The following is a 14,692-nucleotide window of genomic DNA, read 5'->3' on the forward strand; positions in this document are numbered from 1 at the left end:
CGGTGGCGGACAGGTGGTGCACGGGGGCAAGCCGGCCGGGCGCCGGGCCGCGACGGCCGGCGGAGTCAGACCGTGTGCGTACGGAACCGCCGGCGGTAGGCCGCCGGTGTGGTGCCCAGGCGCCTGCGGAACGCCCGGTGCAGGGTTTCGGGCGAGCCGAGCCCCGCCGCGGCCGCCACCCGGTCGAGCGGGCAGTCGGTGGTCTCCAGGAGCCGGCGGGCCGCCTCGACGCGCGCCGACTCCACGTACGTGGCCGGACCGACCCCCGTCTCCTGGGCGAAGACCCGCGCGAAGTGCCGCTCGCTCAGGCACATCCGGGCGGCCAGGGCCGCCGCGGACAGGTCCTCGTCGAGGTGCTCGGCGATCCACACCCGCAGCTCGTCGATGTCCCGGCGGGTGGCCGGGGGACGGCTGAGCGGCACGGAGAACTGGCTCTGGCCGCCCTGCCGTTTGAGGTACATGACCAGCTGCCGGGCCACGGCGAGGGCAAGCTCCTCGCCGTGGTCCTCCGCGACCAGGGCGAGCGCCAGATCGAGGCAGGCGCTGATCCCGGCCCCGGTCCACAGCCGGCCCCGGTCGGTCCGGACGAAGATCGGGTCCGGGTCGACCGTGACGCGCGGATGGTCGGCGGCCAGCTGGGCGGCGGTCGACCAGTGGGTGGTCGCCGTCCTTCCGTCCAGCAGCCCGGCCGCCGCCAGCACATGCGCGCCCACACACACCGAGGCCACCCGCCGGGTGTGCGGGGCGGTCCGGCGCACCCAGTCGACCACCCCGGGGTCGACACGGGCGACGGGACCGGCGTCGGTCATGTCGACCGCGCCGGGCACCAGCAGCGTGTCGACGTCCGCGCCGACCTCCTCGAAGGGGAGGTCGGCGAGCAGCCGCACCCCCGCCGACGTCCGCACCGCGCCGGCGGCCGGTCCGGCGAGACGGACCCGGTAGCCGGCCCGGCCGCCGCTCTCCCGGTTGGCCAGCGCGAAGACCTCGGCCGGCCCGGTGACGTCGAGAAGGTCAACGTCCGGGAAGACCGCGACGACGACGCGGTGCGGATGAGGTGCGTCCGGCGTGGAATCCGCGCCGGGCGCCTGGGGGGCTGAAGGCATGCCCCCACCCTCGCCCGCCGGCCCCCGTGGCCGCAATGACGATTCCCTGTCACATCCGGACATGGCCGTGCCCACCGGTCCGACGGGGACCGATGGGCACGGAGAGGGGGCGGTGCCAGGGGGCGCCGCGGCCGGGTCACGGAACCCAGTGGTTACCGCTCGCCGTGATCATCACCTGGAGCTGGATGCTCGCCGAGAAGTAGCTGCTGGTGTCGACGGGCGTGGCCACCATCTTGTTCCACAGCGCGTCCAGCCACGCCTGGCTGCCCGGGTCGGTCATCGCCGCCACCGCGAAGGGGGCGAAGAAGGCCGCCTCGCTGCCCGCGGAGATCTGCGTGCCGTTGAGCCGGTACCCGATGGCGATCTTGTCCGGGTCACCGCCGGTCTTCGCCTTGATCCACGTGTTGAGCTTCCGCGCCGCCGCGAGCGAGGCGGCGTCACCGCTGGTCACCGCGTCGTCCCCGATACGCCACGGGGTGCGGCAGGCGTTCCACCAGTACGCGCCGTCGTTCGGGTCCTCCAGGACCTGGCCGGGCGCCGGCTTCGGCGTCGTGTCGGTGTTCACCACGAAGTCGGGCAGCAGGCCCGTGCCCGGGGAGTACGTCGACTGGAGGCCGGCGATGCGGTTCTGGTGGGCGGTGCGGATCGTGTCCCAGGCCGTGTCACCGGTCGCGGACCGGAACGCCCGGAAGTGGTCGGCCATCCAGTCCGAGGTGCGGGAGATGTAGTAGTACGGGTCGCCGGAACTGCTCCAGTCGCCCAGTTTCAGCAGGTTCGTCGCCGGGTTGACCTCGTCCTTCTTGATCGCGTTGATGTGCTTGATCGCGAGGTCCTTGTAGTTGTACGTGCCCGCGCTACCCCACTGCTTGTCCGCGAGCAGCAGCCCGTACGCCACGTCCATGTCGCCGTCGGTGGCGGCGTCTCCGCCGTTGACGCTGCGGCAGTTGACGTCCTGCTCGGCCGCCAGCAGGTTCGGGTTGATCGAGGAGGGGTGGTCGATCTTCCACTTCACCAGACCGTCGAAGATCTTCTTGGCGTCGGGGTCCGCGCCCGCCATCGTCGCGGTGATCACCATGCCGTAGCCCTGCGCCTCGGCGACGTAGGGGTGGTCGGCGTCGGGCGAGTAGATCTGGTACCAGCCGTTGCCGCAGTTCTGCCGGACGAAGGCGGCCTTCCAGGACTTGTAGAGGTCGACGACCTTCTGGTCCAGGACCGCCTGCGCGCCCGACGGCCTCAGGATGCCGGCGGCGTACGGCTTCAGGTGGCTGCCGAAGGGTACGGCCGGGCCCGTGCCGGTGGCCGGGGTGGTGACGGAGAGCGCGTTGCTCGCGGCCGACACGTTCCCGGCGGCGTCGCGTGCCCGCACGGTGTACGTGTACGCGGTCGAGGCGCTCAGGCCGGAGTCGGTGTACGAGGTGCCCGAGGGGGAGGCGACGAGGGTGCCGTTGCGGAACACCTGATAACCCGTCACCCCCACGTTGTCCGTCGCCGCGTTCCAGGCGAGGGCGGCGCTCGTGGAGGTCGTCGCGGTCGACCGGAGGCTGCCGGGCGCGGTCGGCGCGGTGGTGTCGGCCGGGGCGGGGGAGCCGTAGACCTCGAACTCCCAGAGCGAGTAGCCGTACGGGGTGCCGCGGCCCGTCCCGTACATCCGGACGTACCGCCCGGTGCCGGAGACGGCGAGGTCGTCGATCGCCCCGTCGCCCGCGCCGGTCGTGTGGACGTCGGTCCAGGTCGTACCGTCCTGAGAGGTCTGGATCCGGTACGTCCTGGCGTACGCCGCCTCCCAGTTGAGTTTCACGCGGGAGATCGTGTGGCTGGATCCCAGGTCGATCCGCAGCCATTGCGGATCGACCCCCTCGGCGCTGGCCCACCGGGTGGTCGTGTCGGCGTCGACGGACCGACCGGGTTCGAACCCGGCCGCCTCGATCGACGAGGACGTCGCCGGCTTGCCGGTGGACACGAGTGTGTCGGCGGCGGCGGCCGGGGGTGGCCCGGCGAGCGGCAGGGACAGCAGTCCCGCCGCGACGAGCAGGGAGGTGACGCTTCGCCTCATGGCAGTGGTCGTTCCTTTCGTGACGTGACCCGTGGACGTCGAACTCCGGGACGGGCGACGGGAGATACGGGGGCGCTTCAGGTCCGGACCAATCGTTAGGAAATTTTCCTAACCATTCGCCCCGGAGGGTAGAGAGGCGGAACGCGAGCGCGCAAGACCCCGGCGGGAAGCGGCTCCCCGAGCGCCGCGAACCGCACGGCGAGCGCTGCGGGCCGTGCGGCGGAGCGGGAGCGCCCGGACGACCGGCGCCGAGCGTCGGGCGAGCGGCCCCGAAGGGCCGTGAGAACGGGCCGGAGGCGACCCCGGGTGGGAGGGGGAGATGGATGTGCCCCGGCGGGCCGCGTACTCCGGCCGGGCAGGCAGGGGCCGTGCGGGGCCTTCCTCGCGTGCGCAGAGGTGGGGTGTCCCTCCGGGGGCGGCCGATCAGGGGCCGACCGAGCGCCAGATCCTGTCCGGGAGGAGGCGCGCGGCCTCGTCGAGGTCGACGTCCCCGAGGGCGATCCAGCGGCGCGCGAGTCCGACGACCGGGCCCAGGACGAGGGCCTCGATCACCGGCACGGGCAGCGGGGCCAGTTCGCCGGCCCCGACCCGGGCCTCGATCCACTGGGCGATCGGGGAGAGGCGGGCCTCCTGGGAGTCCCGGATCTCCGCCGTGCGGGTCATGCCCTCCTGGTCGGCGGTGGTGGAGTGCAGGAGCCGGGCGGCGGCCGGATGGTCGCGCACGAAGCCGAGGTAGGCCCGGACGACCGCCTCCACTCCGGTCCGGGCGTCGTCCGTCGCGGTCAGGGCCGTGGCCAGTTCCCCCAGGAGCCGGCCGAGCCAGCGCAGGGCGAGCGCGGTGAGGACACCATGGAGGCTGCCGAAGTGGTGGTAGACGCTTCCGGTGCTGACCCCGCTCGTCCGGGTGAGCGCTCCGACGGTCACGCCGGCCTCCCCGGAGGAGGCGTAGAGGCGCAGGGCGGCGTCCAGGACCTGCTCGACGGTGGCTTCCCCGCGTTGCTGCTTCGGGCTCATCGAGCCGGGTCCCTCGCTCTCTCCTCGTACCGGGCCGCACCGGCCACGGCCGCGGTCGCGCCTCGGCGCATGCGCCGGGCAGCCAGCATAGGCCACCCGTTCTAGAACGCAGTTTCAGGGGAGCCGGTCGGAAAGGGTGCCCTCCGGGGTGCGGGTCACGGGCCTGCCCTCCGGCGGCCGTCGTGATCCACAATGGCCGCGTGGACACCACCGGTTCGATCATCGTCGCCCTCGACTGCGACCACCGCGCGAGGGCCGAGGAGGTCGTCGCCCGGCTCGGTGACGACTGCGGCTTCTACAAGGTCGGCCTGGAACTCCTCACCGCCGCGGGGCCCGATGTCGTCACGCGGCTCGTCGCCGGGGGTAAGGAGGTGTTCCTGGACCTCAAACTCTTCGAGATACCGCACTCGGTGGCCGGCGCGGTACGGGCCGCCGGGGCCCTCGGCGTCTCCCTCGTGACCGTCCACGCCATGGGCGGCAGGGAGATCATGGCGGCCGCCGTGGAGGCGGCCCGGGACTTCCCCCGGCTGCGCGTCCTCGCCCTGACCGTGGTCACCAGCATGACCGACCGCGATCTCGCCGACATCGGCGTCGGCGCCTCGACCGGGACGCAGGTCCTGCGCCTCGCCCGTCTCGCGGCCGACGCGGGCTGTCACGGGGTGATCGCCTCACCCCAGGACGTCGCCGGCCTGCGGAGCGTGCTCGGCGGGGACGCCCTCGTGGTCACCCCCGGCGTCGTCCTGCCGGGCGAGGACCCCGCGGACCACGCCCGCCCAGGGACCCCCGGGGCCGCCCTCGCCGCGGGCGCCTCGCACATCGTCGTGGGCCGTTCGGTCACCGCGGCCGGGGACCCGGCCGCCGCTCTGCGGAGCATCCGCCGCGGCCTCACCGGCTGATCGCGTCCCCGGAGGAGAAGCGGTGTGACCGGGCCCGGGGAGCGGTGACCGGTCCCGAGGAAGCGGTACGGATCGTCACGGGGGAGCTGGACCGTGAGAACCGGGCAGCGGGGCCGCCCTCGGAGGGGAGGGAGGGTGTCCGGCCGTCCTCGACGTCACCGGGCCCCAACCGTGTGGCGGGTGCGGTCGGAGGGGGCCGTGCGCGCCGAGGGCATCGCCCGCCACGCTCGCCGGGTACCGCCCGTGTCCGGGGCGGGCGTCACCGTCCGTGACGGGGTGAAGGCGGTCCACCGGTTTCGGGCCCGGGGCTTCGTGGCGTACGGCGGTCGACGGCGCCCACGACCGGGTCGAGGCCGTTTCACGCCACGCCGGGGCGGTTGCCCGCCGTGCCCGCGCTCCGGCAGGCGTGACCTGCCCTCACCCGCCGACGACTGCTGCCCCCGCCCCTGATTCGCTCGTATGTTCGGTTGCGTGGCTATGCTGGAGGCATGAACGCCGCAGCACCCGACCTCCCCGGATTCCAGGGCTCCCTCTTCGACCAGGGGACCGACATCGGACCCGGGCCCCTGCGCGGGCTGCGGCGTACGGAACTCGCCGGAGGCGCGTGGGTCGACCATCTCCCGGGCTGGTTCCACGGGGCCGACGCCCTGTTCGAGGAACTCGTCGCCCAGGTGCCCTGGCGCGCCGAGCAGCGGCGGATGTACGACGGCGTCGTCGCCGTACCGCGCCTCCTCGCGTACTACCCGGAGGGCAGGCCGCTCCCGCACCCCGCGCTCCGCGAAGCCCGTGAGGCCCTCAGCGCGCACTACGCCGCCGAACTCGGCGAGGCCTTCACCACCGCCGGGCTCTGCCTCTACCGGGACGGGCGCGACAGCGTCGCCTGGCACGGCGACCGGCACGGCCGCTCCGCCACGCGGGACACCATGGTCGCCATCCTCTCCCTCGGAGACCCCCGCGACCTCGCCTTCCGCCCGCGCGGCGGCGGCCCCGTCGCGCTCCGCGTGCCCGCCGGCCACGGCGACCTCGTCGTCATGGGCGGCTCCTGCCAGCGCACCTGGGAACACGCCGTACCCAAGACGCGCAGGGCCGTCGGGCCCCGCGTGAGCGTCCAGTTCCGGCCGCACGGCGTCGGCTGACCGGGCCCGGCGCCCCCGCACCTCCGGCGGGCCCGGGCCCCGGGGTATTCCGCGCCGCGCAGGGTAGCCGCCCCCGTGAGCGAGCCAAGCAGCACGTCCCACGAGCGAGCCGCGGGAGACGGGCCGCGACACGCGAGCCGTTCCGCGCGGAGGAGGCACCATGCGCCCGTACTGGCTGGAGAGCAGTCCCTCGGCCACCGAACACCCGCCGCTGGACGGCGACCTCACCGTCGACGTCGCCGTCGTCGGCGGCGGAATCGTCGGCCTGTGCACCGCGCGGGAACTCGCCCGCGCCGGATGCGACGTCGTGGTCCTGGAGGCGGACCGGATCGCGGGCGGGGTCAGCGGGCACACCACCGGCAAGGTGCCCGCCCTCCACGGCCTCTGCTACGACCGCCTGCGCCACGACCACGGCCCGGAGGCCGCGTCCCTGTACGCCGACGCGCAGCAGGAGGCCCTCCGGGAGGTCGAACGGCTCTGCGCGGGCCTCGGGCAGGACGTCGAACTGGAGGACCTGCCCGCCTTCACCTACACCACGGAGGCCGGACGGGCCGGGGACATCCGGGCCGAGGCGGCGGCCGCCTCGGCGGCCGGACTTCCCGCGACCTGGGTGAACAGCCCCGCCGAGACCGGCCTGCCCTATCCCGTCGAGGCCGCGGTACGGGTCGGGAACCAGCTCCAGTTCCACCCCCGGCGCTTCCTCCTCGGCATCGCCGAGGACGTCCTCGCGCACGGCGGCCGGATCCACGAGCGCACCCGCGTCACCGGCGTCAAGGAGGCCGCCGAGTGCCGGCTCACCACCGAGGGCGGCCACACCGTGCACGCCCGCGACGTCGTTCTCGCCACCCAGTTCCCGCTCCGCTGCCACAGCAGCCTGCTCGTCCGTCTCGGCGTCCGCCGCGAACTGGTCGTCGCCGCCCCGGTCCCCGCCGACCGCGCGCCGCGCGGCATGTACCTCACCCCCGACCACGGCACCCGCTCGGTGCGTACGGCGCCCTTCGGCCCCGGTCGGCGGCTGCTGATCGTGGCGGGGGAGTCGTACGAACCCGGCGCGGGCGGCGTGGAGGAGCGCTTCGCCCGCCTCGAGTCCTGGGCCGCCCGCAGCTTCCCCGACTTCGCCGCCGGCGCCGACGGGGGCGGCGGCGGGGGAGCCGCTCCGTACCGCTGGAGCGCCCAGGACGTGACCACGGTCGACGGCGTCCCCTACGTCGGCCACGAACACCCCGACACCCAGCACGTCTACGTGGCCACCGGCTTCGACGGCTGGGGCCTGTCCAACGGCGTCATCGCGGCCGGGCTCCTCACCGCTCACGTCACCGGAGCACCGCGTCCCGCGTGGACCGAACTCTTCGACCCGCGCCGGCGGCTCCCGCTCCGCGAACTCCCCGACGTCGCCAAGCACCAGGCCACCGTGGCCCGTCACTTCCTGGCCGGCAGGCGCGGTGGCCGGCGCTGCACCCACATGGGCTGCGAACTCGGCTTCAACGAGACGGAACAGACCTGGGAGTGCCCCTGCCACGGCTCCCGCTTCGCCGCCGACGGCAGCGTCCTCCAGGGCCCGGCCACCGAACCCCTCAAGGACTAGGGCCTGTCTTTCGGATCAGGCCGGCGCGGCATCCTCGGACTCGAAGGCGCGCAGCAGGTCGGCCGCGACGCTCACCGCGATCGTGGCCGGCTGCTTGCCCGTGATGCCGGGGAGGCCGATCGGCGTCTTGATCCGGCCGATCGCGGCCTCGTCGTGGCCACCCTCGGTGGCGAGCCGCCCGCGGAAGCGGGCCCACTTGGCCGCCGACCCGATGAGCCCGACCGAACCCAGCCGGGGCAGCCGCAGGGCGGCGTCGCACAGGGCGGCGTCCTCGGCGTGATCATGGGTCATGATCAGGACGTGGGCGCCGTCCGGCAGCTCCTCCAGGACCTCCTCGGGCAGCAGCGGCGTGTGGTGCACGCGCACCCGCGCCACCGCGTCCGCGAGGACCCCGAGGCGCTCCTCGGCGAGGACGTGGGCGCGGCTGTCGATCAGGTGGAGGTCGAGGTCGTGGCGGGCCAGGATCCGGGCGAGTTCCAGGCCGACGTGACCGACGCCGAAGATCGCGACCGCCCGCGCCACCGGCAGCGGTTCGAGCAGGACGGAGACGGCGCCGCCGCAGCACTGCACGCCGTACTCGTTGATCACCTTGTCGTTCAGCGCGAAGTCGATCAGTTCCGGTGCCGCCTCCGCCGCCTCGATCATGGTCCGCGCCCGGTCGATGGCGACCGCCTCGACGTTGCCGCCGCCGATCGAACCCCACGTCCCGGTCCGGCCGACCACGAGCTTCGCCCCGGCGTCGCGCGGAGCGTGACCGCGCACGGTCGCGACGGTCACCAGAACGCCGGGTTCCCGGCGTTCCCGCAACCGCGCGACCGCGCCGATCCACGTGCTGTCAGGCACCGCTCAACGCTTCCGCGCCGGCCGGGAGCGCGCCGCCCCCGGCACCGTCCACCGCGGGACCGGCCGCCCCGGGGGCCAACACCACCGGACCGTCCGTAGCGGTGCCGTCGCCGGTGGAACCGGACCCGCGGGCACCGGCCTGCCGGACGGCCTCGACGGCCCAGTACACCGCTTCGGGCGTCGCCGGTGAGGCCAGTTCCACGGAGACCCCGCCCGGCCCGAACGCGGCGACCGCCTCGCGCAGGGCCTCCCGCACCGAGAACGCCAGCATCAGCGGCGGCTCGCCCACCGCCTTGGAGCCGTACACCGCGCCTTCCTCGGCGGCGTTCTCCAGCAGCGTGACATGGAACTCCTCCGGCATCTCGGAGAAGCTCGGCAGCTTGTAGGTGCTCGCCGCCTGGGTCAGCAGCCGGCCCCGGTCCGGTCCCGTGCCGGTGTCCCAGCGCAGGTCCTCCAGAGTCAGCCAGCCCGCCCCCTGCACGAAACCGCCCTCCACCTGACCGATGTCGATCATGGGGGAGAGACTGTCGCCCACGTCGTGCACGATGTCCACCCGCCGGATGCGGTAGGCGCCGGTGAACCCGTCCACCTCCACCTCCGTCGCGGCCGCGCCGTGCGAGAAGTACTTGAACGGCGAGCCGTGGAAGTTCCCGGCGTCCCAGTGCAGGCCCTCGGTCCGGTAGAAGCCCGCGGCCGACAGCTGCACCCGCTGGAAGTACGCGGTGCGCACCAGGTCGTCCCAGGCCAGCTCCCCGTCGCCGCCGAGGACGCGGGCGACGCCCTCCACGACGCGTACGTCCGAGGGGTTCGCCCCCAGCCGGGTGGCTGCCACCCCCAGCAGCCGGGCGCGCAGCTGCTCGCAGGCGTTCTTCACCGCGGCGCCGTTGAGGTCCGCCCCCGCGCTGGCCGCGGTGGCCGAGGTGTTCGGCACCTTGTCGGTACGGGTGGGGGCCAGCCGCACCTTGTGCAGCGGGACGCCCAGGGTGGTCGCGGCCACCTGGAGCATCTTGGTGTGCAGGCCCTGGCCCATCTCGGTGCCGCCGTGGTTGATCAGGACCGAGCCGTCCTTGTAGATCAGCACCAGCGCGCCGGCCTGGTTGAAGGCGGTGAGGTTGAACGAGATGCCGAACTTCAGGCCGGTCAGCGCGAGCCCCCGCTTGGTGTGCGGGTGCGCGGCGTTGTGGGCGGCGATCTCCCGGCGGCGCTCGGCGAGACCCGCGTTCTTCTTGACCCGGTCCCAGACGGCGGTGATCCGCTCGGGCTGGACGACCGGCTGCCCGTACGGTGTCGTCTGCCCCCGCCGGTAGAAGTTGCGCTCGCGCAGCTCCATGGGGTCCAGGCCGAGGAGCGGCGCGCACCGCCCCATGATGTCCTCGATGACCAGCATGCCCTGCGGGCCGCCGAAGCCGCGGAAGGCGGTGTTGGACACCTTGTTCGTCCGGGCGACCCGTCCGGCGACCCGCGCGTGGGGGATCCAGTACGTGTTGTCGATGTGGCAGAGCGCGCGGGCGACCACCGGCTCGGAGAGGTCCAGGCTCCAGCCGCCGTCCGCCGTCAGGGTGGCGTCCAGGGCCTGGATGCGGCCCTCGGCGTCGAAGCCGATCCGCCACGCGGCGTGGAAGCCGTGCCGCTTGCCGGACATGGTCAGGTCCTGGGTCCGGTTGAGCCGCACCCGGACCGGCCGGCCGGTCAGCTTGGCGCCCAGGGCGGCGACCGCCGCGAAGCCGTGGGGCTGCATCTCCTTGCCGCCGAAACCGCCGCCCATCCGCAGGCACTGCACGGTCACCTCGTGACTGTGCAGACCGAGCACGTGCGCGACGATCTCCTGCGTCTCCGAAGGGTGCTGGGTGCTGCTCTGGACGAAGACCTGCTCGGACTCGTCGAGGTACGCGAGTGCCGCGTGGGTCTCCAGGTAGAAGTGCTCCTGGTCGGAGAACCGCAGCTCGCCGGTGAACACGTGGGCGGAGTCGGCGAAACCGGCCTCGATGTCGCCCGTCACCATCACCGGGCGGGCGCCGTGGAAGCTCTCCGCCGCGATCGCCTCCTCCAGGGTGATCACCGAGGGCAGTTCCTCGAGGTCCACCTCGACGGCCGCGGCGCCGAGCCGGGCGGCCTCGAGCGTCTCGCCGAGCACCCAGGCGACGGCGTGGCCGTGGAACATGACCTCGTCGGGGAACAGCGGCTCGTCGTGCTTCATCCCGGCGTCGTTGACGCCCGGCACGTCGGCGGCGGTCAGCACGCGGACCACCCCGGGCACGGCCAGCGCGGGAGCGGTGCGCAGCGCCGTGATCCGGCCGTGCGCCTTCATGACCTGCACCGGGTGGGCGTGCAGCACCCCCTTGGTCCGGTGGACCAGGTCGTCGGTGTAGAGCGCGGCGCCCGTGACGTGCAGGACGGCGCTCTCGTGCGGCAGGGGGAGCCCGACGACGGGCTTCTCGGGGCGTTCGGACAGATGACTCATGACGACACCGCCTCGGTGGTTCGCGCGTACAGCTTCAGAAGGCTCCGGCCGAGCATGGCGGAGCGGTACGCGGCACTGGCCCGGTGATCGTCCAGCGGCGTGCCCTCCGCCCGCAGCAGCGAGGCCGCAGTCTCGGCGGTCCGCGCCGTCCACGGCTTCCCTTCCAGGGCCGCCTCGGTGGTGAGGGCACGGATCGGGGTGGCGGCCACACCGCCCAGACCGATCCGCGCCTTGCGGACGACGCCGTCCTCGACGTCGAGCGCGAAGGCGACCGCCACGCTGGAGATGTCGTCGAAACGCCGCTTGGCGATCTTGTGGAAGGCCGTGACCGGCGACAGCGGGAGCGGGACGCGGACCGCGCGGATCAGCTCTCCGGGGCGGCGCACGCTCTGCCGGTACCCCGTGAAGTACTCGGCCAGCGGGACCTCGCGCTCACCGTCGGCGTCCGCGAGCACCACCGACGCCTCGAGCGCGAGCAGCACCGGCGGGCTGTCACCGATGGGGGACCCGGTCCCGAGGTTGCCGCCGAGGGTGGCGCCGTTGCGGATGAGCCGGGACGCGAACTGCGGGAACAGTTCGGCGAGCAGCGGTACGCGGCCGTCGAGCCGGCGCTCGATCTCGGTGAGCGTCAGCGCCGCGCCGATCTCGACGTGCTCGGACGTGACGTGCAACTCCCGCAGTTCGGGCAACCGGTCGACGGCGACCACGCAACGGGCCCGCCGGGAGCGGATGTTCACCTCCACGCCCCAGTCGGTGGAGCCGGCGACCACCACGGCGTCGGGCCGTTCGCGCAGCAGCCGCAGAGTGTCGGCCAGGGTGCTCCGGCGCAGGAAGGCGCTCTCGCCCCGGGTGTACGCGGTGGCGACCGGGGCGGGCGGCGCCTGCTCGCGGCGGCGGGCCAGCGGGTCCTCGTCCGAGGGGGTTCCGACGGCGAACGCGGCGTCCCGGATCGGCCGGTAGCCGGTGCAGCGGCACAGGTTCCCGCTCAGCGCGTGCAGGTCGAATCCGTTCGGACCGTGCTCGGCGTCGGTGCGGTGCGCGCCCGGCCCCGCGTCGCAACCGTGTCCGACGCCGTCCGTGTCGTCGTCACCGCTCTCGCCCGTCCCCGAGGCCTCCCGGGGGCAGCGGTCGGGCCGGTAGTACTCGGCGGCCATGCTGCAGACGAAGCCCGGTGTGCAGTAACCGCACTGGGAGCCGCCACGGACCGCCATCTCCTCCTGCACCGGGTGCAGTACGGGAGGCGTGCCGGGCTCACCGGGGGTGGCGAGGCCCTCGGAGGTGACGATCTCCTGGCCGTCGAGCGCCGCGGCCGGCACCAGACAGGCGTTGACCGCCACCCAGTCGGTGGGCTTGTGCACCCCGGGGCGGGCCACCAGGACGGCGCAGGCCCCGCACTCCCCTTCGGCGCAGCCCTCCTTGGTGCCCGTCAGCCCGCGGTCGCGGAGGAAGTCCAGGACGGTGGTGTGAGGTTCGGCCGGGGCGATCGGCGTCCCGGTCCCGTTGACCGTGATCCGCGGCGCTACCACGACGGGCCTGCGATCCGGTGCGGGGTCGGACGGTTCGGCATGTGAGGCAAGGCAGACAGCTTTCTGTGTTCGGGGCGCCCCGGGACGGCGGTGGGCGCGGAACGGCACGCGACGGAGACGTACCGGAAAGGGAGAAAGGAGAAGAAAAGGAAGACGCGTCGTCAGGTGCCCTGAGGGGCACGTGCACGAAGGGGCGCCGTCAGTGGCCGTGCGCGATGCGGCCGTGGACCCAGACCGTGCTGTGAGTGAGGCGCCTCAGGTCGGAGCTGGTGTACATCCGACGGTCGCCTCCTCTCGTGCTCGCGGGTCATGTGAGCCGCAAGGTAGTGGCCGGGGCCACGACGGGTCAAGAGGCCGTCCGCCGACCGGACACGGCTCCGTCTCGGGGCGGACGTGTGTGGAGCGGCACGCGGCGGGCACGCGGAACGGGAGTGCCCGTCCGGACGTCCCGGAGGCGTTCGTGAAAAGGAGTCACATCAACCGGTTTGTCTCGAATGGACCCGGTAAGGCGGAGGAGGAGCAAGGTATGACCCGTTCATCGGACGACGGATCGGACAGCAAGGCGGAGACGGAGCACGCGGAGCGTCCGGCGCGGAATCGGTCCGCACCGGTCGGCACGGTGATCCGGACGGCGACGGAGCAGCTCGCGCAGCTGCTCGACCAGCCGGCGGAGGCCGTGAGTTCCTGCGAGCGCCACGAGAACGGCGACTGGCGCCTGACGGTCGAAGTCGTGGAACTGCGACGCGTGCCGGACACCATGAGTCTGCTCGCCTCGTACGAGGTGCAGGCCGACCCCGAGGGGCAGCTGCTCGGCTACCGCCGCGCCCGCCGCTACGAGCGCGGCCGGGCCGACCGGCGCTGAGCACCGCGCCCCGCCCCCGCCGCCCCCCGCCGTCCGTCCCGAGACGAGAGGGAGACCGAGAAGCATGACTGTCGTTCCTGCCCAGACCGCCCCGGCCGCCTCCGGAGGCGGCTCCAGCGGACTGTACGACGTGCTCGAACTGGTTCTGGACCGCGGCCTGGTGATCGACGCGTTCGTCCGCGTCTCCCTGGTCGGCATCGAGATCCTGAAGATCGACGTCCGTGTCGTCGTCGCGAGCGTCGACACCTATCTGCGGTTCGCGGAGGCGTGCAACCGGCTGGACCTGGAGTCCGGCCCCCACAAGAACCCCGGCCTGCCGGAGCTGGTCGGTGACATCACCGAGTCCGGCGCGCGGGCCAAGACCAAGGGCGCGCTCGGCGGCGCCGCGCAGACCATCTCCGACGCCTTCCACCAGGCACGTGACGAGGCCGTCGAGGAGAAGGCCGGCAGCGGGACGCGCGGGCGCGGCTCGAGCCGCCGGGAGGAGAAGGAATGAGCACCTACGTCTACGGCATCGCGTCCGCCGACCGGACGCTCCCCGAGGCCATCGAAGGCATCGGTGACCCGCCGAGCCCGGTCCGCACCGTACGCAGCGGCGACCTGGTGGCCCTGTGCAGCGACGCGCCGGCCCAGCCCAAGGCGAAGCGCCGCGACCTGCTCGCGCACCAGCACGTCGTGATCACGGCGGGCAAGGACGGACCCGTCCTGCCCCTCCGGTTCGGCGGCATCGCCCCCGACGACGCGGCCGTCGCCGACATCCTGGCGGAGCACCAGGACCGCTACCTCGAGCGGCTCGAAGCCCTCGACGGCAAGGACGAGTTCAACGTCAAGGTGCACCACGACGAGGACAGCGTGCTGCACCTCGTCGTCACCGCCGACCCCGACCTGATGGCCCTGCACGCCGCGCAGCGCGCGGCGGGCGGCGGCACCCACGAGGAGAAGATCGCCTTCGGCGAGCGGGTCGCGCGGGCGGTCGCCGAGCGCGAGAGGGCCGACGCCGCGCTCGTCGAGGAGACCCTCGCCCCCTACGCCGCCGCGGTGGTGCGGGGGCCCGAGGACACCGGGCACCTCGCCAACCTGTCGTTCCTCGTGGAACGCGAGCGGCGGGACGTGTTCCTGGAGGCCGTACGTGCCCTGCGCCAGGAGCACGAGCACCTGCGCGAGCAGGTGACGGGCCCGCTGCCCCCGTACAGCTTCGCCGGAGCGGGCTGAC

Annotated in this window: 12 protein-coding genes; 6 read left to right on the plus strand and 6 right to left on the minus strand. The window is 73.6% G+C overall.

Going from position 1 to position 14,692, the window contains the following annotated elements; genetic code table 11:
• Window positions 1–65 precede the first annotated feature (65 nt).
• The 3 genes from ABTY40_RS17900 to ABTY40_RS17910 all read right to left on the minus strand — a co-directional run bounded on the left by ABTY40_RS17900 (window position 66) and on the right by ABTY40_RS17910 (window position 4,170).
• Window positions 66–1,103, minus strand: coding sequence for a GlxA family transcriptional regulator (locus ABTY40_RS17900; protein ID WP_352060389.1), 1,038 nt, complete (start codon window positions 1,101–1,103; stop codon window positions 66–68).
• A 136-nt stretch (window positions 1,104–1,239) separates the two neighbouring features.
• Window positions 1,240–3,156, minus strand: coding sequence for a glycosyl hydrolase family 8 (locus ABTY40_RS17905; protein ID WP_352060390.1), 1,917 nt, complete (start codon window positions 3,154–3,156; stop codon window positions 1,240–1,242).
• 423 nt (window positions 3,157–3,579) lie between these two features.
• Window positions 3,580–4,170, minus strand: a complete 591-nt coding sequence (locus ABTY40_RS17910) for a TetR/AcrR family transcriptional regulator (RefSeq protein ID WP_352060391.1) — start codon at window positions 4,168–4,170, stop codon at window positions 3,580–3,582.
• 200 nt (window positions 4,171–4,370) lie between these two features.
• On the opposite strand from ABTY40_RS17910, the gene pyrF reads away from it, so the two are divergent.
• The 3 genes from pyrF to ABTY40_RS17925 all read left to right on the plus strand — a co-directional run bounded on the left by pyrF (window position 4,371) and on the right by ABTY40_RS17925 (window position 7,787).
• Complete coding sequence (gene pyrF, locus ABTY40_RS17915) at window positions 4,371–5,066, plus strand: orotidine-5'-phosphate decarboxylase (RefSeq protein ID WP_352060392.1); 696 nt, start codon at window positions 4,371–4,373, stop codon at window positions 5,064–5,066.
• Window positions 5,067–5,554: 488 nt separating this feature from the next.
• Window positions 5,555–6,202 (plus strand): alpha-ketoglutarate-dependent dioxygenase AlkB, encoded by a 648-nt coding sequence (locus tag ABTY40_RS17920; RefSeq protein ID WP_345282969.1) that lies wholly within the window; start codon window positions 5,555–5,557, stop codon window positions 6,200–6,202.
• 160 nt (window positions 6,203–6,362) lie between these two features.
• Window positions 6,363–7,787, plus strand: a complete 1,425-nt coding sequence (locus ABTY40_RS17925; RefSeq protein ID WP_352060393.1) for an FAD-dependent oxidoreductase — start codon at window positions 6,363–6,365, stop codon at window positions 7,785–7,787.
• Between the two features lie 15 nt (window positions 7,788–7,802).
• Here the strand turns inward: ABTY40_RS17925 and xdhC are convergent, their stop codons facing one another.
• From xdhC to ABTY40_RS17940, 3 genes are read right to left on the minus strand one after another with little or no spacing between them, the layout of a single operon-like run.
• The gene (gene xdhC, locus ABTY40_RS17930) at window positions 7,803–8,630 is read right to left on the minus strand and encodes a xanthine dehydrogenase accessory protein XdhC (RefSeq protein WP_352060394.1); all 828 of its coding nucleotides are present in this window, start codon (window positions 8,628–8,630) and stop codon (window positions 7,803–7,805) included.
• A complete protein-coding gene (gene xdhB, locus ABTY40_RS17935) occupies window positions 8,623–11,091 on the minus strand; it encodes a xanthine dehydrogenase molybdopterin binding subunit (RefSeq protein ID WP_352060395.1) in 2,469 nt (822 codons plus the stop codon). Before xdhB ends, xdhC begins: the two co-directional genes overlap by 8 nt.
• The gene (locus ABTY40_RS17940) at window positions 11,088–12,617 is read right to left on the minus strand and encodes a xanthine dehydrogenase small subunit (protein WP_352060396.1); all 1,530 of its coding nucleotides are present in this window, start codon (window positions 12,615–12,617) and stop codon (window positions 11,088–11,090) included. Before ABTY40_RS17940 ends, xdhB begins: the two co-directional genes overlap by 4 nt.
• Before the next feature lie 526 nt (window positions 12,618–13,143).
• Here ABTY40_RS17940 and gvpO point away from each other — a divergent pair.
• The 3 genes from gvpO to ABTY40_RS17955 all read left to right on the plus strand — a co-directional run bounded on the left by gvpO (window position 13,144) and on the right by ABTY40_RS17955 (window position 14,691).
• Entirely contained in the window at window positions 13,144–13,479 is a 336-nt protein-coding gene (gvpO, locus tag ABTY40_RS17945) for a gas vesicle protein GvpO (protein ID WP_345282958.1), read from the plus strand.
• A gap of 64 nt (window positions 13,480–13,543) precedes the next feature.
• The gene (locus ABTY40_RS17950; protein WP_352060397.1) at window positions 13,544–13,975 is read left to right on the plus strand and encodes a gas vesicle structural protein GvpA; all 432 of its coding nucleotides are present in this window, start codon (window positions 13,544–13,546) and stop codon (window positions 13,973–13,975) included.
• Entirely contained in the window at window positions 13,972–14,691 is a 720-nt protein-coding gene (locus ABTY40_RS17955) for a GvpL/GvpF family gas vesicle protein (protein WP_352060398.1), read from the plus strand. Before ABTY40_RS17950 ends, ABTY40_RS17955 begins: the two co-directional genes overlap by 4 nt.
• The last annotated feature ends 1 nt before the right edge of the window (window position 14,692 follow it).

This window comes from Streptomyces sp. NPDC126503, assembly GCF_040302405.1.
In the GTDB taxonomy this organism is placed as follows: Bacteria; Actinomycetota; Actinomycetes; order Streptomycetales; family Streptomycetaceae; genus Streptomyces; species Streptomyces gulbargensis.